Raw genomic sequence first — 21,973 nt, 5'->3', positions numbered from 1 at the left:
AAAAGATTATTTCTATAGAATTGAGAAAAGAAAACAGGTATAGTAAACTATAAAATAAAGCGAAATATCTCATTGAAGTTCTTCTTGCATCTCGTTATAATAGGAAATGGAGAAATGAAATCACAATAATATTGGGGAAATAATATGTGATTAGATCCGAGTATTTATTTAATGTTTGGGAGGTTTACCATGAACGAAAAGAATTACAGCAAAGTACCAGTATTTGAGAACGGACTTGCACAGCCGGTATTTCCACTTACAGATGGAAAGACAGGAGAAAAGTATGATCCGGCAACATCCAGTATCGTAAGATATTGTGTTTATGTGGAAACGGATTACGATGTGGACGGAGATGGAAAAAGAGATCTTGTGAAAGCTGTTGTCCAGGTACCAAGAAGTGCAGTAGAGGGGAATTATAAGGCTGCAACTTTATATGAAGCACGTCCATATGCGGCGGGAGTCCAGGAAGATGGATATCCGCATATGAAAGAAGTGGCAGAAAAAGAATATCATCCGGTTAATTTTGCGGATCTTGACAAAAAAGTGGATGCGCATGTTCCGCAGGGATGCATCAGTGCAATGGATCTTTCTTTAAAAGCAGATCCGGCAGACTGGTATTATCCGGATAAAGGAAATAATAACGTTATGGTTTTTGAAAATATCGACACCTTTGATTATTATCTTGTACGTGGATTTGCAGTTGTTTTAAGTGCAGGATTTGGTTCAAAAGGATCTGACGGATTCAACTATGTTGGTTCAGACTATGAAAGAGACGCTTTCAAAGCAATTGTAGAATGGCTGCATGGAGACCGTATCGGATATGCAGACCGCGAAGGAACGGTTGAGACAAAGGCGGACTGGTCCAATGGAAAGGTTGCCATGACAGGAAGATCTTACGCCGGAACCATGCCGTTTGCAGTGGCAACAACAGGAGTAGAAGGACTGGAGACAATCGTACCGATCGCAGGAATCGCGGACTGGTACAGCCAGCAGAACATGCAGGGCGCACAGCGGTACTGGCCGAAAGAAATGCTGAACAGCTTCCTTGCCTATTTTTGTTCCAGCCGTTACAATGATGAGACATTAACCGAGAAGCAGCGGGATGATATGGGAGCGTTTCATCATGAGATGAGCCTTCAGCAGATCAAGGGTGGATTTGACTATAATCCGGAGTTCTGGGGTATGGGAAATTATCGCCTTCATGCAGACCGGATCAAATGCAGTGCGCTCATCGTACAGGGACTGAATGACGAGAACGTGTCTACCAAGCAGTATGAGATGATGTACAAATCTTTCCAGAAGGCAGGAAAGAATGTAAAAGCAATCCTTCATCAGGGTGCACATATCACACCAACTATGCCGAAACGATATGGAATCCTTGTGGATGGTAAATTCTATGATGATATTATCAATGAATGGATTTCTCATTATTTATACGGAGTTGAAAATGGTGCAGAGAACAGACCGGCAGTCCTGGTGCAGATGAACTATGACCAGAGAAAATGGGAGACAGCAGATTCCTGGGAGACAGCATATAAGATGAATCTTACATGCGAAGAACAGGGAACAACTGTAATCGATACAGACTGGGAAGCAGCAGGTGTCAGTGCAGAGAACTTCGATGATGTGATGGGTGTGAGATCAAGTAATATGGCACAGCGTTATGTGACGGAGCCGTTTAAAGAGGCAGTGACGTTACAGGGAACAACCTGCGTAAGATTAAGAGCAGCGTTAAAAGATGGAGATGCAGAAGCAGATTTCAATCCGGTAAACAGTAATGATGCAGATACTCTGACGATGAAGCTTGGAATGCATGAAATGTCAGGACGTATGGATGATGTGAAGCTTACTCTTCTTCTTTGTGACGTATGCGATGAAGAATTTGACAGCATTCAGTCTGTAGATCCGCAGAGAAATACAATTCCGGTCAATGTGGTAAAAGAAGGCGGAATTATCAGCGGAGGAGAGGTTCCGGCATGGAATGAAGCGGAGTTTGCTACTGTACATAAGAAATACCGTGTGATCACACGAGCATTTGCAGATTTGTGCAATCCGGAAGCAGGATATGAACCGGAGACAGCACAGAACAGTATCGAACTGAAAAAGGGTGAATACCATGATTACCATATTTATCTGAATGCGACAAGATATACGGTAGAGCCTGGACATAGTCTGGCACTGGTCATCACGACAGAAGATCCGATCAACTGTCTGATCCACAAGACCTATTCTGTGGAAATCGAGAATGCATCAGTAACAGCGGAAGTTCCGATGACTGCAGCGGTAGAAAATCGTGTGATGACGAGAAAATAAATTACATAAAAGAATAGTTATATAAGTATTTCATGAAGGATCACCATTCCTGGAAACAGGCTTTGGTGGTCCTTTTTTACAGTAATGCAGATGTATCCTATGCTTCAGAAAAAAATTTTAAGATATATCGGGATAATTCTTTTTATTTTTTGGTAAATATTGTAAAATAATTAGAAATGAAAATAACAGGAAACTGCGTAGTAGAAGTCTGGAGGAAAAGACATGAACGCGGAAGAACGAATGACAAAAGAACAATTAGAAGAAGAAATCCGACATTTTCGGAAGATCTTTCAGGAGATCCGTCTTTTCCCGATTGGAAATATATCAGATATCAATGAAGAATGGAGAAAAATCAATGAGCGGCAGAGATGCTATCATTATTGGAAACGGGAAACACCCTGTGATAACTGTGTAGCGATGCGTGCAGCGACCACGAAAGAAGAAAAAGGAAAGCTGGAGATTGTAAATGGCAAGATTTATCAGGTGATCGCACGTTATATAGAAGTAGATGAGAAGCCATATGTACTCGAGCTGATCCGTTGCCTGGATGGTGACTGGTCGATTGGAGAGATCAATCATGAGCGTTTGATAGATATGTTTGTACATTACAATGACAGGTTATACAGAGATGCAGTGACAGATGCATACAACCGGCGGTATTATGAGGATGAGATGAAGAACAAGAAGAAAAATGCCGGGGTTGCACTGATCGATCTAGATGATTTTAAACTGCATAATGATACCTACGGACATCAGGCAGGGGATATGGCACTCTATACGGTTGTAGATATTATCCGGAAAAATATCCGTAAGACGGATAAGCTGATCCGTTTTGGCGGGGATGAATTCCTTCTTGTGATGCCGGAAGTTACGGAAGAAGTTTTTAGCCAGAAACTGCAATTGATACAGGAGCGTATCTATAATGCAAATGTTCCGGGATACCTGAATTTGCGGCTTTCTATCAGTGCCGGTGGCGTGCTGACGGAAGGAGACAGTATTGAGGAAGCCGTGAACAGAGCGGACAAGCTGATGTATCAGGCGAAGGCTACGAAGAATAAAGTGGTTACACAGAAAGATGAAAGAGAGCAGTACGAGAAGCATAACCAGATTAAACAGCGGATCCTGGTTGTCGATGATTCAGAGATGAACCGTGCGATTCTCTGTGAGATGCTGAAAGATGATTTTGAGATCATTGAAGCAACGAACGGACAGGAATGCGTTTCGCTAATAGAACAATACGGGAAAGAGATATCACTGGTACTGCTTGATATCGTGATGCCGATTATGGACGGTTTTGAAATTCTGATGTATATGAACCGGAATCACTGGATTGAAGATGTGCCGGTAATTATGATATCCAGCGAGGAATCTGAGAACTATATCCGGAAAGCGTTCAAGTTTGGAGTATCCGATTACATCAGCAGACCTTTTGACAGCAAGGTTGTATACCAGCGTGTATTTAATACGATCAAGCTGTATGCAAAACAGAGAAGGCTGATTTCCATGGTATCCGATCAGATGCATGAAAAGGAAAAGAACAATCAGATGATGGTAGAAGTTCTAAGCCAGATTATGGAATTTCGTAATGGAGAGAGCGGCCTTCATGTTGTCCACATCAATACATTGACGAGACTTTTTCTGGAAAGACTTGTTGAGAATACGGATGCATATAATTTGACGCCGGATGACTGCTATCTGATTTCAACAGCATCCGCGTTTCATGATATCGGTAAGGTTGGAATTGATGAGTCGATTCTGAATAAGCCTGGAAAGCTGACTAAAGAAGAATTTGAGACTATGAAAGAGCATACGCTGATTGGTGCTTCTATGCTGGATAAGCTGGAGCATTATAAGGATGAGAAGATGATCAAGATCGCGTACCAGATCTGCAGATGGCATCATGAACGTTATGATGGTAAAGGGTATCCGGATGGTCTGATCGGAGAACAGATTCCAATTGCGGCACAGGTTGTATCTGTGGCAGATGTTTATGATGCACTGGTGAGTAAGCGTGTATATAAAGATGCGTATTCACATGAGCAGGCGATGAAGATGATCCTGAACGGAGAGTGCGGAGCGTTCAATCCGCTTTTAATGGAAGTTCTTGTGGAAATCCAGGATAAAATAAAAGAAGAAATACGTTACGAGGCATAAAAAAGAAGAAACGTCCGCCATGAAGGTAACGATCGGACGTATGCTTCGGAAAAAGGATGCATCAGATGGTGCGATGACGCCATTTCAGGCAGTCTGTACGGCACTCGCGGCAACGGTCGGAACCGGAAATATTGTAGGAGTTGCAGGAGCGATCGCGATCGGAGGACCGGGGGCAGTCGGAAGCTTCTTTATCAGTATGAAAAAAGGTGTGTCCAGAGGAATTTTCTCTAATGAGGCAGGTCTTGGTACCGGATCGATTGCACATGCATGTGCAGATACAAAAAAACCGGTGAAACAGGGATTCTTCGGAATCTTTGAGGTATTTATAGATACGATCGTAATCTGTACACTGACCGCACTGGTAATCCTGTGCAGCGGAGTTTCGATTGGTTACGGTGAGGCAGCAGGTGCGGAGCTTACGATTCTTGGATTTACTTCTACATATGGGAACTGGGTATCGATCTTTACCGCGGTTGCAATGTGCTGCTTTGCATTTTCAACGATTATCGGATGGGGACTTTATGGAACCAGATGTATTGAATTTTTATTTGGAACGAAGATCAACAAACCGTTTATGGTGCTGTATTCACTGGTTGCGATCGTCGGAGCAACGATGGATCTTGGACTGATGTGGAATATTGCAGAGACATTTAACGGACTGATGGCAATCCCGAACTTAATTGCAGTCTTCCTGTTATCAGGAGTTGTGGTAAAGTATGTAAAAGAATATTTTGCAGGGGAAGGGAAAGGCGTATAGAAAAATGAAATACCTGGCAGAAAGTGAATTTTGCTTTCTGTCAGGTATTTTTTAATTTCCAAAATCAACACCATACACTTGAAAGTGGGCTTCAATTCGGTGTTTGGCTTCCCATAAAATCTGAACAACTTCTTTTTCTTTTTCCCCAGAAATACGGAAAGTTGGTATGGATACACTTAAAGCTGCGATTGGCGCGTTATTGTAATCCAGAGAAACGGCAATGCAGTTCACCATTAAATTAGTTTCTTCATGCTCTAATGCGTATCCGCGCTGTCGGGTAAGCTCCAGTTCTTTTATCAGATCATCGACGGTAGCAAGTGTATGCGGGGTGTATGCGGTAAGAACTTCCGGAAATAAACTGCGTATTTCTTCTTCGGATTTGTAAGCCAGAAGTGCTCTTCCGAGACCAGTACAATACAGAGGAAGTTGTTTTCCTACAGAAGACATCAGACGGATTGGCTGAGGTGCTTCTTTTTTTGCAATATAAAGTACCATGTTTCGGGACTGGATGCCAAGCTGACAAGTTTCGTTGGTTTGTGTTGTGATATTACTCATTTCCTGCTGAATGAATTGTAGGGAAGTCTTACGGTTATTATATGTAATTCCTACAGAATAAGTTGCTACACCAATAAAATAGCGCAGAGTATTCTTTTGCATATAAATAAAATTCCGGGCAGTCATCGTATGAACAAGCGGCATAATGCTGCTTTTTGGAGCGTTCAGTGCTTTGGAAAGCTCAGTGAGGGTCATTCCATCTTCTGAGTTTGAAAGAAGCTCCAGTATATCAAGTACCCGCTCAGTAGGGCGATGTTCAGTTGTTGCCATTGATTTAAATCTCCTTTATTAACATTGAAATTATTCAAATTTCAATCAAATATATAAAAATTATATCAGATAATCGTATAGAATTCCAGAGTTGCGTGTTGTATATGTAGAAATTTACCTAAAAAAATTGTGCAAAATGATAAAAATAATGAATTTATTTGATGATATATTGACAATAAAGTGTACGAGTGCTATTTTAAGAACATAAAGTATGTAAATACATACGGAGTACGTATATACGAACAAGTGAAAAGTAAAAGGTAAAGAGGAGGCAAAAAACTATGATTATGAACTTTTTGAAGAAAGTGCCGGCTGGAATGATGATCGTTCCGCTTTTGATTGGGGCAATTTTAAATACGTTTTGTTCGTCGGTACTTCAGGTAGGTTCACTTACAACAGCAACTTTTTCAAATGCAGGTGCAGCAACAGCGATGGGAATTCAGCTGGTATGTCTCGGAACAACGCTGAGATTTAATGAAATCGGAAGTGTATTCAAACGTGGTGGAGTTCTTCTGATTTCCAAATTTGTGGCTGGAGCAGTAATTGGTATTGTAGTTGGTAAAGTGTTCGGTACAAATGGATTTCTTGGATTATCTGCATTAGCAATTATCTGTGCGGTAACAAACAGCAATGGTTCCGTATATCTTTCCTTGATGCAGTCTTATGGTGATGAAGTGGATTGTGGTGCAATGGCATTACTCTCATTGAATGATGGTCCATTTTTTACACTGGTCGCAATGGGAGCTTCAGGACTTGCAAATATTCCGATTCTTTCAATCCTTGCAGCAATTACACCGATCATTGTTGGTATGATCCTTGGAAATCTTGATAAATCATTTTCTGATTTCCTTACACCGGCAGGACCGATTTTAATTCCTTTTGTAGGACTTACACTTGGAGCAGGAATTGATCTTTCCGCAGTTATAAAGGGAGGACCGTCAGGAGTTCTGCTTGGATTTATGACTACTTTTATTAGTGGAGCATTTATTGTATTATGTGATCGGAAGATTTCAAAACGACCGGGTTATGCCGGATGGGCAGTAGCGACAACAGCAGGTAATGCGGTTGCAGTTCCGGCGGTTGTAGGACTTGCAGATAAGAGCCTGGAAGCATATGTACCACAGGCAACAGCACAGGTTGCAGCATCTGTAGTTATTACAGCAATTCTTGTTCCAATCGTCACAAACTGGTGGGCACATAAATATGGCTGCCCGAAATTCCCTCTGGAAGAGAAGAAAACAGAAGCAGCGAAGTAACAAGATATATTGTAACATATTAATTTAAAGATACCAGGGTCAAAATATCTTTTGACCACAACATCATTTAAACATGAAAATAGGAGATGAGCAAAATGGCAGTAACAGTTAACGCAGCAATTATTGATGAAAAAGATACCGTCGTTGTAGCAATTGAAAAGATTAATGCAGGAGATGAAATAATCTGGAGAGACAGAAACGGAGATGTACAGAAGATTACAGCAGCTACAGATGTACCAATGTACCATAAAGTAGCAATCAAGGAAATGCCAAAAGGAACGGAAGTAGTAAAATATGGAGAACACATTGGTCTTGCAGCATGTGACATCCATGTTGGCGAGCATGTACATGTACATAATGTCCAGAATCACAGAGAAAATCTTTAAATACGGAATATAAGAAGACAGGAGGAATTTAAAAATGGAAAAAATGACTTTTTGGGGATATAGAAGACCAGATGGAAGAGTTGGAATCAGAAATAAAATTTTAATTTTACCGGCAAGTGTCTGTGCATCAGATACAACAAGAATTATCGCATCCCAGGTAGAATCTGCAGTTACATTCAATAACCAAAATGGATGTTCCCAGGTTCCGTCAGACCAGCAGTTCACAATGGATGTAATGGCCGGATATGCAGCAAACCCGAACGTATATGGAACGGTCGTTGTATCACTTGGATGTGAAAACTGTCAGATGGATCTTGTGTTAGATGCAATTAAAGAGAGAACGAATAAACCAATCCGTCATTTCATTATACAGGAAAACGGAGGAACGATTTCTACAGTAGAAAAAGCTGTCCGTGCAGCAAAAGAGATGGCACAGGAAGCTTCTCTTCTGCAGAAAGAAGAATTTGATTTTTCTGAGCTGATCATCGGAACAGAATGTGGAGGTTCGGATCCGACTTCAGGACTTGCAGCAAATGTCCTGATCGGAGAGATGAGTGACCGTATGGTAGAACTTGGAGGTACTTCGATTCTTTCTGAGACAACAGAATTTATTGGCGCAGAACATATTCTGGCAAGACGCGGAAAGACAAAAGAAATCAGTGACAGAATTTACCAGATCGTTCATGACTATGAGCATGCAATCAAGTTAGTAGGACATGATATCCGTGAAGGAAATCCTTCTCCGGGAAACAAAGAAGGAGGACTTACAACACTGGAAGAAAAATCATTGGGATGTATCCATAAAGGCGGTCATTCAGAAGTAACAGCAGTATATGACTATGCAAAACAGGTAGAACCAAAACAGGGACTTGTTATTATGGACACTCCGGGAAATGACCCGTCATCAGTAGCGGCAATGGTAGCCGGTGGATGTCAGATTGTTGTATTTTCTACCGGACGTGGTACACCGACAGGAAATCCGCTTGCGCCGGTAATTAAGATCACCGGTAATAAAGTTACTTTTGCAAATATGTCTGATAATATTGATATCGATGCAAGCCCGTATATTTATGGAACAAAGACAATGACAGAACTTGGCGATGAGCTGATGACAGAAATTAAGGAAGTTGCTGATGGCAAGCTGACAAAAGCAGAAGCTCTTGGATATACCGAGATGGCAATAGCAAGAGTTTGTAACTATATGTAAAAATGGGGTGGAAAAATTGCGTTATACCAGAGTAAAAGATAAAAATGGAGAAATTCATCTGGCAGCTTTTGAGAAGGAAGATAAAGTGTTCTTTTTAGATGAATTATTCCCGGAATTAAAAGGGAAATCTTTGATAGATTTTGTTCATATGGTAAATGGCGATCCGCAAAAAGCAGCACAGATGATCTGTGCTGCAGATGGATTGGTACATAGAATAGAAGAACAGGAAATGCTTACACCGATTGAACGCCCGGTTCATGATATTCTTTGCGTTGGAGTAAATTATACAGATCATCTGGAAGAGACAAAGGAACATCTGGCAGGAGCTGTGTCGGATGAAGTATCCGGTACCGTGTATTTTGCAAAAAGAACAAACCGTATTCTTGGGGCAAATGAAGAGATCCAGGGACGGTTTGATATCGATGAAAAAGTGGATTATGAAACAGAATTAGCGGTCATTATAGGAAAAGAAGGAAAAGGAATCACGGAAGAAAAAGCAGAAGAATATGTATTTGGATATTCCGTATTTAATGATCTTTCTTCAAGAGATCTTCAGACCAGACATGGACAGTGGCTGATGGGAAAAAGTCTGGATAATTATACGATCATGGGACCTGTGATCGTAGACCGTACAGAGCTTCCGATGCCGTTAGAACTGGATATTAAGAGTTATGTGAATGGTGAACTCAGACAGAACTCAAATACCAAATATCTGATTAAAAAAGTTCCGGGGCTGATTGCAGAATTGTCCAAAGGAATTACTCTGGAGGCTGGTGACATTATTGCAACCGGTACACCAGCAGGTGTTGGAATGGGATTTACGCCACCAAGGTTCCTAAAGAAAGGTGATAAAGTTACATGTGAGATAGACAGGATTGGTCAGCTGACGAATTATATTGTCTGATTTTTACAAGAAAGTGAATTAGGATAAAGATAGGAAGAGAGGTAGAAAATATGTGTAAAATCGTTACACCAGTTGTTACAGTTTTTGATGAAAATGAAAAACCGGATTATGAAGGGAATAAAAAGGTAATTGATTTCCTGATTGAAGGAGGCGTTGATGGAATTCTTGTGTTGGGATCGTCCGGTGAATTTACAGGACTTACGAAACAGGAGAAACATGATTTCTTCAAATTCTATGCAGATTATACTGCAGGGCGCACAAAGCTTTATGCTGGAACCGGAAGCCTTAATTTTGAAGATACTGTGGCGTTGTCAAATGAAGTGAATGAAATGGGCTATGAAGGAGCAATGGTTATCGGACCATGTTATTATGCACTGGATCAGGAAAAGATTTTTGTATATTATGATACGCTTGCAAAGTCAATAAAAGGAAATCTTTATATCTATAATTTCCCGGCAAGAAGTGGACATTCCATCGCTCCGGAAACCTTGAAAAAACTGGTAGAAAATAATACTAATATTAAAGGTTTAAAGGACTCCGTGTCAGAACCAAATCATACAAATGAACTGATGTTGGCTGTAGAAGGACATGAGTTTGAGATGTTCTCAGGATTTGACGATCAGTTCCTTTATAATCTTACATCCGGAGGAGTAGGATGCATAGGAGCTCTTTCTAATATTGTGCCTGAAATCTGGAGTGATCTTGTAAAATCAACAAAGGAAAAAGATTTTGACAGAGTTATGGCATTATCGAAATTGACGCATGCGCTTATGCCACTTTATGATCTGGATTCAAATTTCTCATTGTTGTTTAAAAAATTGATGCAGCACAGAGGTGTAGAAATTGAAGACCGTGCAATCTTCCCGTACAATCAGATGGAAGAAGGAGTGTATAAAAAAGCAGAGATTTTATTAGATAAAGTTATAAAGAAATATCAGAAATTAAAATAATAATGTGTAGTAAGAGCAGACATTGCCTTCCCACCGCAAGGAATGTCTGCTCTTTTGCATATTTATATATGAAATGAATACTTACCAGGATTCAGGTAATATAAGGTCCTCTTTACGCATTGCAAGAGAAGCACCTGGAACGGAAAAGTCCGGCATACCATTTTCATCCCAGAAAACTTTGCCGATATAAGCATTTCTTCCGGCATCATAAAGTGGCTGATAGTCTCCTTCACCAAGATAACGTTCTTCCTGGCGTGCATGATAGACCATCAGATCTTCTGTGTCATCGGTAGAACGGGTGAAGCTGTTATGTCCAGGCCCGAAGAAGCCGGTGGCGCGACTGCTCTGGAATACCGGGTAAGGGAGCTTTGTCCAGGAAGAAGAGTCCAGAAGATCAGAATCTTCGCTGGCATATAAAAGTCCCATATTGTAAAGAGCATCTGTGCCACTTGCTGAAAAGGTAAGGAAGATCCGCCCGTCATGCTTTATAACAGCGGGACCTTCATTTACAGCGAATCCGTGGAGCTCCCAGTTATACTCCGGATGTGTCAGAAGAACAGATGGAGTACAGATTGTCCATGGATTGGATAATTTGGCAATAAAGATATCGGAAATATTGTTTGTCTTTTGTGCCCATACAAAGTAATCTGTATCGTTGTGATGGAAAAAAGTGTGATCCAGCGAAAAGTCTGTAAAAGCAATATCATTTTCTACAGTTGTCTGGATCGGCCCTTTGCTGATCCATGGATCAGTCATCGGGTCATCACCGGTACAGGCAAGGCAGTGTGGACGGATCCGCCATGAAGAGTGGCCAGATACAGTCGTGGTATAATATACATACCAGCCACCCTGAATATAATGGATCTCAGGAGCCCAGATGTGAGGACTTACACGATCAGGACCGATAGGTTTTCTTTCGTAGATTATTTTTTCTGTGTAGCGCCCGGAATTGTCAGTCAGATCTTCGAGCGTGTCTGCGCTGCGCAGGATGATGTAAAGATACTGATAAGTACCATTCAAATTATGGCCTGCGTCGGTATGAGAGCCGAGAAAATAGTATTTTCCATCCGTGTGCTTGTAGATATAAGGGTCTGCACGGTGGCTGATGATCGGTGCTGCATAGTCGTTGTCCTGAATATGTCCAATACCATCTTCGCTGCGGATGATTCTGCGCAGTTCCTTCATTCTATTGGTATAAGTTACCTGTACGGTTGCGGAAGAATCGTCCATTTTGGAGACAGATTGTATACATACTGGCTCTGGCTTCCCATATTTATTTTGTAAAGAAAAGAGACCGGAGACAGCAATTTTTTCGCCGTTTGGATCTTGATTGGCTAATGCGTCGGATACAGGAAGTTCTTCGCACGGAAGGATGATTGAAAATCCGCCGTTAAGGGCGTACCAGTCTTTGCGGTTGTAGCTGTATTCGAGATAATAATGATTTTCTTCAGGGATCTCCCATGAGACATTCACGGATCGTATATAAGCAGAATCCTGCTGATCGTGATAGAATTTATCTGCCATAGGAAGTGTAATTGATTGTTTCATAAATCCTCCTTTGGCATTGCATTTATAAGAAAACAAGGATTTTTATTAATTTTAGCATAGAATTAACTGATTGACAAGGCGGAAATGGATAGTCTAAGATAGAGAATAAGAAGAAAAATAAATGGGAAGAATGACCGGAAGAATAAAAAAGGGAGAAAAGGAAGCAAAGAGATGGTTACGATCAAGGAGATTGCAAAGGAATGCAATGTTTCTGTAGCAACAGTATCAAATATTTTAAATCACAAACCTGGCGCAAGTGATGAAACCAGGAAGATCGTGATGGATAAGATAAAAGAGCTGAACTATAAGCCAAATACTGTGGCGAGAAATCTGAAGACAAAGAATACCAGAACAATCGGGGTTATTGTTGAAGATATGACGATCTTCAGTATCCCGGATATTGTAGATGGTATTACAGAGCATTGCGAGGAGAACAGTTATCAGATTCTACTGATCAATCTGAGACTGTTCAAGAAATACAATGATTTTTACTATCACAGAGATGATTATTATGGACGTGTCGGTGAGGAGATTGACAAGCTGATCGCAAGACAGGTAGAGGGGATTATTTATGTTACGGCACATGAGAGAATTATGCGCTGTATTCCGGAGAATTTGCCGATACCAGTCGTTATGGCATATGGATATACAGCGAATAAAGACATTCCGTCAGTGGTAGTGAATGACGAAGATGGAGCGCATCAGATCGTGGATTATCTGATTGCAAACGGACACAGGCGTATCGGAATTATTACTGGTAAGCCGGACAGTATCCATATGCAGGAACGACTTCTTGGTATGCAGAGAGCTCTTTTTGAAAATCAGATATTATATAATCCTCAGGCAGTATATTATGGAGATTGGACAAGAAAAAGTGGATATGAGGGAACGAAGCAGCTTCTGAAACAGGGGATAACAGCAATCTGTTGTATGAATGACCTGATGGCGGGTGGAGTATATGACTGTCTGGAAGAGAACGGAATACTTCCGGGGAAGGATATTGCAGTAACCGGTTATGATAACCGTGAATTATCCGGATATTATAAACCACCACTTACCACCATTTCCCTGCCTCTGCATGATATTGGTTATACGGCGAGTGAGGTGATCATGCGTATGGTAGAAGGAAAAAGATTAAAAGAGCCGGAAGGAATATACCGTGTTGGATGTCATATGTTAGAGCGGAGCTCAGTCGAAAATATTACAGAAAATTCATGAATTTACACTAAAAATAACAGAAATCAGAAAAAAATAAGCGCTTATAGAAGAGAAAAAAGCTCTGTAAGTGCTTATTTTATTGTGTGATTGTGCAAAATACACAAAATTAAACGTTTAAGTTCTACTTGCATTTATAATAAAAGTGCGTATATAATTAAAACAAGCAAGAAACAGGTAAATAAAATAAAAATATGAGCCTGAAAAACAAAAACAGCATTGCATATTTAAGAAAAACGGGAAAATTGTAAAAAAGAATATTAAACGATTAAGCATATATAGATCGTATTTAATATTCCGAGGAAAAATTATGGATGACAAGAAACTAAAAACGGTACCGCTGAATAAGATTAAGATCTCGGATCAGTTCTGGAACAGATATACCCATCTTGTGAAAGATGTTCTGATTCCATATCAGTGGGATATCTTAAATGACAAGCTTCCGGATGTGGAAACCAGTCATTGCATTGAAAACTTCAGGATTGCGGCAGGAGAAGCGGAAGGCGATTTTGAAGGAGCAGTATTCCAGGATACAGATGTAGCGAAGTGGCTGGAAGCTGTAGCATATTCTCTGGCAGTAGAGCCGGATGAACATTTATCTTACCTTGCTGATAAAACAATTAACCTTATCGGTCGTGCCCAGTGCGAAGATGGTTATCTGAATACATATTTTACGATCAAAGATCCGTCAAAGCGTTGGACGAACTTGAAAGAGGGACATGAGTTATATACAGCAGGGCACATGACAGAAGCAGCGGTTGCATATTATAAAGCAACCGGAAAGACGGAATTTCTGGATATTATGAAAAAGTTTGCAGATCTGATCTGCAGGACATTTGGACCGGAAGAAGGTCAGAATCACGGGTATCCGGGACATCAGGAGATCGAGCTTGCATTGATCCGTCTGTATCATGTTACCGGGAATAAGAAATATCTGGAGACAGCAAAATACTTCATCGACCGCAGAGGTGTAGGTGAAAATTATTTCTTAGAAGAGGAAAAGAAACCGGAATATAAACAGATCTTTCCGGAGTTTGCCGGATATGATCCGAGATATTCACAGTCCCATCAGCCGGTAAGAGAACAGAAGACGGCAGAGGGACATGCAGTAAGGGCTGTGTATATGTATTGTGCAATGGCAGATCTGGCATATGAGTATCAGGATGAAGAGCTGATGGAAGCGTGTAAGACATTGTGGGAAGATATGACAAAACGCCAGATGTACATCACAGGAAGTATCGGGGCATCCGGACTTCTGGAACGGTTTACAACGGATTATGATCTTCCAAATAACAGTAACTACTCAGAAACATGTGCATCGATTGGACTTGCACTCTTCGGAAGAAGAATGGCACAGATCACAAAAGATGCGTCTTACATGGATGTTGTAGAAAGAGCACTTTACAATACTCTGTTGTCGGGAATTGCGCAGGATGGAAAGAGCTTCTTCTATGTAAATCCACTGGAAGTATGGCCGGATAACTGTATTGAACGTACTTCTAAGGAACATATAAAACCGGTCAGACAGAAATGGTTTGGAGTAGCATGTTGTCCACCGAACATTGCGAGAACACTGGCATCTATGGGACAATACATCTATTTTACAGATAAGAACACAGTATATGTAAACTTATATATTTCCAATGAAGCACAGATCGATCTGAATGAAGGAACAACAAAGATTCAGATAGAAAGCGACCTGACCAATACCGGTCACATCGTATTAAAGGTCACACCGGATGAAGGAAGCACAAATAATCTGGCGATCAGAATTCCGGATTATGTGAAAGCGTACACCATCCGGAAAGACGGGGCACTTTTAGAGCATCAGGATATCTGTCAGGCATACCTTACGATCGGAGGAATCAGCAAACAGACCGAGATCGTAATTGATTTTGAAGTACCTGCAAGATTTGTGAGAGCAAATCCGAATGTCAGAGAAGATGTGGGAAAAACTGCACTGGTGAAAGGACCTCTGGTGTACTGTCTTGAAGAAACAGACAATGGAGAGAATCTTCCGGCTATCTTCGTGGATACGAAACAGGAAGTCAGAGAAATGTTTGAACCGGAACTTCTTGGAGGCGTGACAACACTTCGGTTTAAGGGAAAGAAACTGAACGTGGATACGTGGAAAGACGGAGCATTATATGATAGCCGGGAAATGGCATTCGAGGAAGTAGATCTGAAAGCAGTTCCATATCATTGCTGGGACAACCGCAAGACGGGTGAGATGCTGGTATGGATGAAAGAGATGTTTTAATTAAAGAATCTATCAGGGGACATACAACCCTGTGGAGAAATAAATACCCAAAAGGAGGAAGAAATATGAAAAAGAAATTAGTGTCAGTGATTCTTTGTGCAGCTATGACAGCAACAATGTTGCTCGGCTGTAGCGCAGGAAGCGAAAAGAGCGGCTCCGACAGCAAAGCAAAAGGGGAATCAGGCGGAACAAAAGAGATGGAAGTTGATGGAGATGCAACCACTCTTAATGTATGGACATTCATCGAGTTACACCAGGAATTCTACACCAACATGGCAGAGAAGTGGAATGAGGCACATCCGGATAAGAAGGTTAAATTAGTACTTTCTAATATGCAGTATGATGATATGCACAACAAATTATCTCTTGCACTGGAATCCGGAAAAGGTGCTCCGGATGTAGTTGATATTGAGCTTGGAAAATTCCCGGCATTTACAAGTGGTGAAATCGGACTTATGGATCTGACAGATGCGATCGAACCATATAAAGATAATGTAGTAGAATCCCGTCTTGACATCTATGGAAAAGATGGAAAATATTATGGCTTCCCAACACACGTTGGTACAACCGTTGCATTCTACAACGATGATCTGTTAAAAGAAGCAGGAATTGATTACACAACGATCAAGACATGGGATGACTTTAAAGAAGCTGGTGTTAAATACCATGAAGCTACAGGTAAAGAATTTGCCTGCGCTGAAACAACAGCTCAGTGGATGATCAACCTGATGTTAGCTCAGAAAGGTACAGATTACCTTGACAAAGATGGAAAACTTGATCTTACAAACGATAAAGTAGTAGAAGTACTTCAGTATATCAAAGATATGCAGGAAGCAGGCGCACTTGCAACCGTAGCTGGTGGACAGCCGGATAACGAAGAAGCTTATCCGGAATACAACAGTGGCAACTTTGCAGTACAGATTATGCCTTTCTGGCAGACATCAAGATTCACAAACTATATGTCTGACCTTGATGGCAAGATCGCTATTGCAGCACCTCCGGTATTTGGTGACAACGATGCAGTTAAGACAATCGGTGGTGGCGGAACCGGTACAGCAGTTGTTAAATCTTCTGAAAACGCAGAACTTGCAGCAGAAGTATTCGCTTACATCAAACTGTCTGAAGACGCTAACAAAGAAGTTTGGAATGTATTAGGATTTGACCCTGTTAATACAGCAGTATGGACAGATACAGATCTTACTCAGAATCCGGACAACCAGTTTGTAAAATACTTCAAGACAAAACCGTTTGATACATTATTAGAGCTCCAGGATGGCATTGGCTCACTTGCTTCTTGCACAAGCGAAAAATATCCATCTATCAATAACGAGTTCTGCACAACAACACTGAATAACATTTTTGAAGAAGGAATGGATGTTAAAGAGGCATTGGAACAGTCTCAGGAAACTCTTGAAAATGAATTTGGTGGCAAATAAAAAAGTTACAATTAAGTAACTGGTAATGTAATATTCAGGGGTTGCGTGCAAAAGCTGCCGCAGCCCTTTCTATAATTTAAGAAGGAGGATACATAAACCATGAAGAAACTGTTCTATTCTCAGAAATTAGCTCCTTATGTGTTCATCCTTCCTTTTGTCCTTACTGTTATATTTTTCTGGGCAGTTCCAATCGCGAACGGAGTCCTTTTAAGTTTTCAGGATGTATTACAGGATAAATGGGTTGGATTGGATAATTATAAGAGACTTCTGTCCGACAAGATATTTTTAAAAGCTCTGGCTAACAGTACTCGATACATGATCGGAACACTGGTGCTGCTGATTCCGTTTCCGATGTTTTTCGCAACGCTGCTGAACAGTAAGCTGATGAAGAAACCAGGATTTTTTAAATCAATCTATTTTCTTCCGGCTTTGACATCAGTTGTAGTTGCAGGTACAATCTTCCGTCTGATGTTTGGTGAGATGGAGACTTCTCTTGCCAACCAGGTGATCGGAATGTTCGGACTTGGACCGATCAAATGGTTAAAGAATGATCTGACTGGTTATTTTGCACTGTTACTTCTGGCATGCTGGAGATGGACAGGTGTTAACATCCTGTACTTCCTTGCCGGATTACAGAGCATTTCAACAGACCTTTATGAGGCAGCTTCTATTGATGGAGCAAATAAATGGCAGCAATTTACAAGAATTTCCCTTCCACTTCTGAAGCCAACCACCGTATACGTGCTGACGATCAGTATCTACGCAGGTCTTGCCATGTTTAATGAAAGTTACATGTTATGGAAAGGTAATAACTCGCCACAGAATATCGGGCTTACGATCGTTGGATATCTGTACAGGCAGGGAATTGAAAAACGTGCAATGGGTTATGCCTGCGCGGTAGGGCTTGTACTTCTGGTTATTGTTATGATCGTCAATATGATACAGTTGGCGGCAACAGGAACATTTAAGAAGGAGGAGAGATAGTATGGGTGAAAAGAGAAAAAAGAAAGACCGGCTTTGCACAGTATTGATGCTCATTTTCTTCTCAATCCTGGCTATTCTGATTATTCTTCCGATTTATACGATCTTTCTTGCCAGCTTCAAGCCGGGCGGAGATCTTCTGCAGTATGGTCTGAACCTCGGAATTGACTGGAAACGTATGAGCCTGGATAACTACGTGCTTCTGTTTACAGGACAGCATAACTACTGGAGATGGTTCTTTAACAGTATCTTTCTTACTGTAATTACCGTAGTAGCCACACTTCTGGTAAGTGCATTTGTAGGATATGGATTTGCGGCTTATGAATTCAAAGGGAAGAATGCAATGTTTGTTGTCGTTCTTCTGATCTTATCTGTTCCGCTGGAAGTCATCATGCTTCCTCTGTATAAGCAGATGACTAACTGGGGACTGATGGACAGCTATATTGCGATCATATTACCATTTGTTGCACATGCATCCACAATCTTTTTCTTCAGACAGTATCTTCTTGGACTTCCAAAATCACTTATGGAAGCCGGACGAATTGACGGAGCGACGGAGTATGGTATCTTTTTTAGACTGATCATGCCGATTATGAAACCTGCATTTGCGGCCATGGCGATCTTAAATGGTATGAACGCATGGAACAATTACCTGTGGCCATTACTGGTAATCCGTTCTTCAGAAAAATATACACTGACACTTGGACTTAACACCTTGATCAACCCATATGGAGATAATTATAGTCTTCTGGTTGTAGGTTCATTCTTCTCGATCATTCCGATTTTTATACTGTTTGTATGCTTCCAGCAGTATTTTATTGAAGGTATGACAGCAGGTGCAGTAAAAGAATAATTGTTGTAAAATAAGAAGGTAAGATAGAATAGGAGGCTGAAAATGAGTAAGACAGCGAAGATGATCATTGATAAAGATTTCCGGATTTCCAAGGTAGATGAGAGAATTTATGGTTCTTTCATTGAACACCTCGGACGTGCCGTATACGATGGCTTATATCAGCCGGGCAATCCGTTGTCGGATGATGATGGATTCCGTAAAGATGTCATTGATCTGGTAAAGGAACTGAATGTGCCGATCATCCGTTATCCGGGTGGAAACTTTGTATCAAACTTTTTCTGGGAAGACAGCGTAGGACCGGTGGAGGAGCGTCCGGCACGCCTGGAACTTGCATGGAGAAGTCTGGAAGAAAATAAGATCGGATTAAATGAATTTGCAAAATGGACGGATAAAGTAAATTCCAACATGATGATGGCAGTAAATCTTGGTACAAGAGGAATTGCAGATGCATGCAATCTTCTGGAATACTGCAACCATCCTGGTGGAACGAAATACAGTGATCTTCGTATCAAACATGGAGTGAAAGATCCACATAACATTAAGGTATGGTGCCTGGGAAATGAGATGGACGGACCGTGGCAGCTCGGACACAAGACCATGGAAGAATACGGACGTCTTGCAGAAGAGACCGCAAAGGCAATGAAACTGATCGATCCATCCATTGAACTGGTATCCTGTGGAAGCTCAGCTCTTGATATGCCGACATTCCCGAAGTGGGAATCTACCACTCTGGAGAATACATATGATTATGTAGACTATGTATCTATGCATCAATATTATGGAAATCGTGATGATGATACCGCAGATTTCCTTGCATGCTCTGATGATATGGATGAATTTATCCGTACAGTCATTGCAACCTGCGATTATGTAAGAGCGAAAAAACGTGGAAAGAAAAATATCAATATCAGTTTTGATGAGTGGAATGTATGGTTCCATTCAAATGCGGCAGATGATGATATCACACAGAACCATCCATGGCAGGTAGCACCTCCGATGCTGGAAGATATTTATACATTTGAAGATGCACTGTTAGTCGGTCTGATGCTGATCACATTGCTGAAACATGCAGACAGAGTAAAAATTGCATGTATGGCACAGCTGGTCAATGTAATTGCGCCGATCATGACAGATCAGGGAGGCGGAGCAGCCTGGAAACAGACAATTTTTTATCCGTTCCTTCATGCATCCAGATATGGACGTGGTGTTGCATTAATGCCGCTTGTTCAGACAGCTAAGCACGATACAGCAAAACATGAAAATGTTACTGACGTAGAAAGCGTTGCAGTGTATAATGAAGAAAAAGAAGAACTTACAATTTTCGCTGTTAACCGTACACTGGATGAAGATATTGAACTGACAACAGATTTAAGAGGTATGGAAGGCTTCCATCTGACAGAGCATATTGTAATGGAAGAATCCAATCTGAAACTGGTGAACAGTTCTTATGAACAAAAAGTAGTACCAAAGACAGTAAACCGTTCAAAGATGGACGGCGGAATTATGACAACTCTTCTTGGAAAAGCATCATGGAATGTAATCAGATTAAGTAAGTAGAGGCGGATAGATAATGAAATTTCTGGCAATTGACAGTCCGGTAATGAGGGTACTTGGACGACTTGGAGATATTATAATATTGAATATGATCTTTGTAGTCGGATGCATTCCAGTGATCACCATTGGAACTTCATTAAGCGCACTGTACGCGGTAGCGATGAAGATGGCAAGAGGGGAAGAACCTTCCGTGTGGAAGGAATTCTGGAAAGCGTATAAAAGGAACTTCAAACAGGCAACCATTTGCTGGCTGATCATGGCTGTCGTTGCCATGCTGTTGTTTGTGGATTTTCGTATCATAAGAGTTTTTCAGGGAAGCATGTATAGTGTGATGCGTGTGATTCTGGCAATTATTCTTGGAGTGTGGATACTGATGTTCCAGTATCTGTTCCCGTATATTGCAAGATTTGAAAATGGTATTTTTGCGACATTGCGCAATGCATTACTTCTTGCAGCAGTGAACATTCCGTTTACAATCGTGATTACAGGTTTAAGCGTCGGATCACTGATAGTGACATTATTTACATCCAGATCATTTGTAGTTGCAAGTATTTTATGGGTGTTCTTCGGATTTGCAGTATTATCGTATGCACAGTCATTTCTGCTGTGCCGGATTTTTGAAAAATACGAATAAAGCTGTGAACAGTAAATAGAAAATAATATAACAGGGACAAGACAGAAATCGCTATAATGCCTGGAAATTCAGGTGTTATAGCGATTTTTTGTCGATCCGGTAATATGGACACCGCCATACCAGGTTCCTTCGAGTTCAAAATTTCAAACTTTTGATGGCTTTTCTGATGAAAGAAATTATCCCATAACAATTTCTACATAATATTCATTCACATTCTCATCCGGTCGGATGCAGATTCCGCCTTTTGCTTCTTTATCGGTTCTTACAGGTGCAAGATCTTCTGATTCTACGTCATATGCATCCGGCGATCATCTGCGAGTACACATATGGCTCTGTGCGGTGGATATCACTGATGTCTTCAAGGTAAGTAGGGCAGGTCTTGCGGTAGATCTCAAATGCTCTGTTACCACGTCCGATTCTCGTTTCTGCAATCGATCCCCATGGATTGTTGTGACAGAAGATACCTGCATTTTCTTTATATCCCGGTGAATAAGAAGAAAATTCACCAAGGTTGAGGTGATAAGTTGTATATGCAGGCTGGAGCAGAACAATACCGTACTTTGTATCCAGCTTTTCTTTAACAGAATTCAGAGCTTTTTTCGCCTGGCCGTCATTTACACCGATATCAGCAAGTACACAGAATCCCTGTGGTTCGATGTAAATCTGGCCTTCTTTGTATTCTTTGGATCCGACTTTTTCGCCAAATGCATCGTAGGCACGGAGATCAAAGCACTTTATGA

16 protein-coding genes and 2 pseudogenes are annotated in these 21,973 nt (G+C 41.0%); 15 read left to right on the top strand and 3 right to left on the bottom strand.

Features of this window, described 5'->3' with window-relative positions:
• Positions 1-189: 189 nt before the first annotated feature.
• The 3 genes and pseudogenes from PGZ10_RS07810 to PGZ10_RS07800 all read left to right on the top strand — a co-directional run.
• Positions 190-2,313: a CocE/NonD family hydrolase gene (locus PGZ10_RS07810; protein WP_270541048.1), complete on the top strand. Its 2,124-nt coding sequence runs from the start codon at positions 190-192 to the stop codon at positions 2,311-2,313.
• Positions 2,314-2,535: 222 nt separating this feature from the next.
• On the top strand, positions 2,536-4,467 hold the full coding sequence (locus PGZ10_RS07805; RefSeq protein WP_270541047.1) for a diguanylate cyclase domain-containing protein: 1,932 nt from the start codon (positions 2,536-2,538) through the stop codon (positions 4,465-4,467).
• Between the two features lie 16 nt (positions 4,468-4,483).
• Positions 4,484-5,224 (top strand): annotated as a pseudogene (locus tag PGZ10_RS07800) (alanine:cation symporter family protein); the annotation flags it as partial.
• A 51-nt stretch (positions 5,225-5,275) separates the two neighbouring features.
• Here PGZ10_RS07800 and PGZ10_RS07795 read toward each other — a convergent pair.
• Positions 5,276-6,049 (bottom strand): IclR family transcriptional regulator, encoded by a 774-nt coding sequence (locus tag PGZ10_RS07795; protein WP_117557356.1) that lies wholly within the window; start codon positions 6,047-6,049, stop codon positions 5,276-5,278.
• 281 nt (positions 6,050-6,330) lie between these two features.
• Between PGZ10_RS07795 and PGZ10_RS07790 the strand changes: the two genes are divergently transcribed.
• From PGZ10_RS07790 to PGZ10_RS07770, 5 genes are all read left to right on the top strand, one after another.
• Positions 6,331-7,305, top strand: a complete 975-nt coding sequence (locus PGZ10_RS07790) for a 2-keto-3-deoxygluconate permease (RefSeq protein WP_270541046.1) — start codon at positions 6,331-6,333, stop codon at positions 7,303-7,305.
• A 95-nt stretch (positions 7,306-7,400) separates the two neighbouring features.
• Positions 7,401-7,691, top strand: a complete 291-nt coding sequence (locus PGZ10_RS07785; RefSeq protein ID WP_243002802.1) for a UxaA family hydrolase — start codon at positions 7,401-7,403, stop codon at positions 7,689-7,691.
• Positions 7,692-7,725: 34 nt separating this feature from the next.
• A complete protein-coding gene (locus PGZ10_RS07780; protein ID WP_330376213.1) occupies positions 7,726-8,898 on the top strand; it encodes a UxaA family hydrolase in 1,173 nt (390 codons plus the stop codon).
• Positions 8,899-8,914: 16 nt separating this feature from the next.
• On the top strand, positions 8,915-9,802 hold the full coding sequence (locus PGZ10_RS07775; protein WP_270541045.1) for a fumarylacetoacetate hydrolase family protein: 888 nt from the start codon (positions 8,915-8,917) through the stop codon (positions 9,800-9,802).
• 50 nt (positions 9,803-9,852) lie between these two features.
• Positions 9,853-10,752: a dihydrodipicolinate synthase family protein gene (locus PGZ10_RS07770; protein WP_270541044.1), complete on the top strand. Its 900-nt coding sequence runs from the start codon at positions 9,853-9,855 to the stop codon at positions 10,750-10,752.
• A gap of 81 nt (positions 10,753-10,833) precedes the next feature.
• Here the strand turns inward: PGZ10_RS07770 and PGZ10_RS07765 are convergent, their stop codons facing one another.
• Entirely contained in the window at positions 10,834-12,300 is a 1,467-nt protein-coding gene (locus tag PGZ10_RS07765) for a family 43 glycosylhydrolase (protein ID WP_270541043.1), read from the bottom strand.
• A gap of 171 nt (positions 12,301-12,471) precedes the next feature.
• Here PGZ10_RS07765 and PGZ10_RS07760 point away from each other — a divergent pair, with 171 nt between their 5' ends.
• The 7 genes from PGZ10_RS07760 (at position 12,472) to PGZ10_RS07730 (ending at position 21,233) form a co-directional block, all read left to right on the top strand.
• Positions 12,472-13,518 (top strand): LacI family DNA-binding transcriptional regulator, encoded by a 1,047-nt coding sequence (locus tag PGZ10_RS07760; RefSeq protein ID WP_117557366.1) that lies wholly within the window; start codon positions 12,472-12,474, stop codon positions 13,516-13,518.
• 307 nt (positions 13,519-13,825) lie between these two features.
• Positions 13,826-15,775 (top strand): glycoside hydrolase family 127 protein, encoded by a 1,950-nt coding sequence (locus tag PGZ10_RS07755; RefSeq protein WP_270541042.1) that lies wholly within the window; start codon positions 13,826-13,828, stop codon positions 15,773-15,775.
• Positions 15,776-15,840: 65 nt separating this feature from the next.
• Complete coding sequence (locus tag PGZ10_RS07750; RefSeq protein ID WP_117557370.1) at positions 15,841-17,211, top strand: ABC transporter substrate-binding protein; 1,371 nt, start codon at positions 15,841-15,843, stop codon at positions 17,209-17,211.
• A gap of 99 nt (positions 17,212-17,310) precedes the next feature.
• On the top strand, positions 17,311-18,195 hold the full coding sequence (locus PGZ10_RS07745) for a carbohydrate ABC transporter permease (RefSeq protein ID WP_117557372.1): 885 nt from the start codon (positions 17,311-17,313) through the stop codon (positions 18,193-18,195).
• Between the two features lies 1 nt (position 18,196).
• Positions 18,197-19,045 carry a carbohydrate ABC transporter permease gene (locus tag PGZ10_RS07740; protein WP_117557374.1) on the top strand — a complete coding sequence of 283 codons (849 nt, stop codon included), beginning with the start codon at positions 18,197-18,199 and terminating at the stop codon, positions 19,043-19,045.
• Positions 19,046-19,087: 42 nt separating this feature from the next.
• Positions 19,088-20,602 carry an arabinosylfuranosidase ArfA gene (arfA, locus tag PGZ10_RS07735; protein WP_117557384.1) on the top strand — a complete coding sequence of 505 codons (1,515 nt, stop codon included), beginning with the start codon at positions 19,088-19,090 and terminating at the stop codon, positions 20,600-20,602.
• A gap of 13 nt (positions 20,603-20,615) precedes the next feature.
• Positions 20,616-21,233: a YesL family protein gene (locus PGZ10_RS07730; RefSeq protein ID WP_118218275.1), complete on the top strand. Its 618-nt coding sequence runs from the start codon at positions 20,616-20,618 to the stop codon at positions 21,231-21,233.
• A gap of 300 nt (positions 21,234-21,533) precedes the next feature.
• Here the strand turns inward: PGZ10_RS07730 and PGZ10_RS16820 are convergent.
• A pseudogene (locus tag PGZ10_RS16820) lies at positions 21,534-21,956 on the bottom strand (GH36-type glycosyl hydrolase domain-containing protein); the annotation flags it as partial.
• Positions 21,957-21,973 lie beyond the last annotated feature (17 nt).

This window comes from Coprococcus sp. AF102-57, from assembly GCF_027686195.1.
Classification (GTDB): Bacteria; Bacillota; Clostridia; order Lachnospirales; family Lachnospiraceae; genus Allocoprococcus; species Allocoprococcus comes.
This window is presented reverse-complemented; position numbering and strand designations above follow the sequence as displayed.

Coding starts and splice junctions, on each gene's coding strand:
- PGZ10_RS07770 (WP_270541044.1), top strand. CDS start 9,853: ATGTGTAAAATCGTTACACCAGTTGTTACAGTTTTTGATGAAAATGAA.
- PGZ10_RS07750 (WP_117557370.1), top strand. CDS start 15,841: ATGAAAAAGAAATTAGTGTCAGTGATTCTTTGTGCAGCTATGACAGCA.
- PGZ10_RS07760 (WP_117557366.1), top strand. CDS start 12,472: ATGGTTACGATCAAGGAGATTGCAAAGGAATGCAATGTTTCTGTAGCA.
- PGZ10_RS07790 (WP_270541046.1), top strand. CDS start 6,331: ATGATTATGAACTTTTTGAAGAAAGTGCCGGCTGGAATGATGATCGTT.
- PGZ10_RS07740 (WP_117557374.1), top strand. CDS start 18,197: ATGGGTGAAAAGAGAAAAAAGAAAGACCGGCTTTGCACAGTATTGATG.
- arfA (WP_117557384.1), top strand. CDS start 19,088: ATGAGTAAGACAGCGAAGATGATCATTGATAAAGATTTCCGGATTTCC.
- PGZ10_RS07755 (WP_270541042.1), top strand. CDS start 13,826: ATGGATGACAAGAAACTAAAAACGGTACCGCTGAATAAGATTAAGATC.
- PGZ10_RS07805 (WP_270541047.1), top strand. CDS start 2,536: ATGAACGCGGAAGAACGAATGACAAAAGAACAATTAGAAGAAGAAATC.
- PGZ10_RS07795 (WP_117557356.1), bottom strand. CDS start 6,049: ATGGCAACAACTGAACATCGCCCTACTGAGCGGGTACTTGATATACTG.
- PGZ10_RS07780 (WP_330376213.1), top strand. CDS start 7,726: ATGGAAAAAATGACTTTTTGGGGATATAGAAGACCAGATGGAAGAGTT.
- PGZ10_RS07785 (WP_243002802.1), top strand. CDS start 7,401: ATGGCAGTAACAGTTAACGCAGCAATTATTGATGAAAAAGATACCGTC.
- PGZ10_RS07810 (WP_270541048.1), top strand. CDS start 190: ATGAACGAAAAGAATTACAGCAAAGTACCAGTATTTGAGAACGGACTT.
- PGZ10_RS07730 (WP_118218275.1), top strand. CDS start 20,616: ATGAAATTTCTGGCAATTGACAGTCCGGTAATGAGGGTACTTGGACGA.
- PGZ10_RS07765 (WP_270541043.1), bottom strand. CDS start 12,300: ATGAAACAATCAATTACACTTCCTATGGCAGATAAATTCTATCACGAT.
- PGZ10_RS07745 (WP_117557372.1), top strand. CDS start 17,311: ATGAAGAAACTGTTCTATTCTCAGAAATTAGCTCCTTATGTGTTCATC.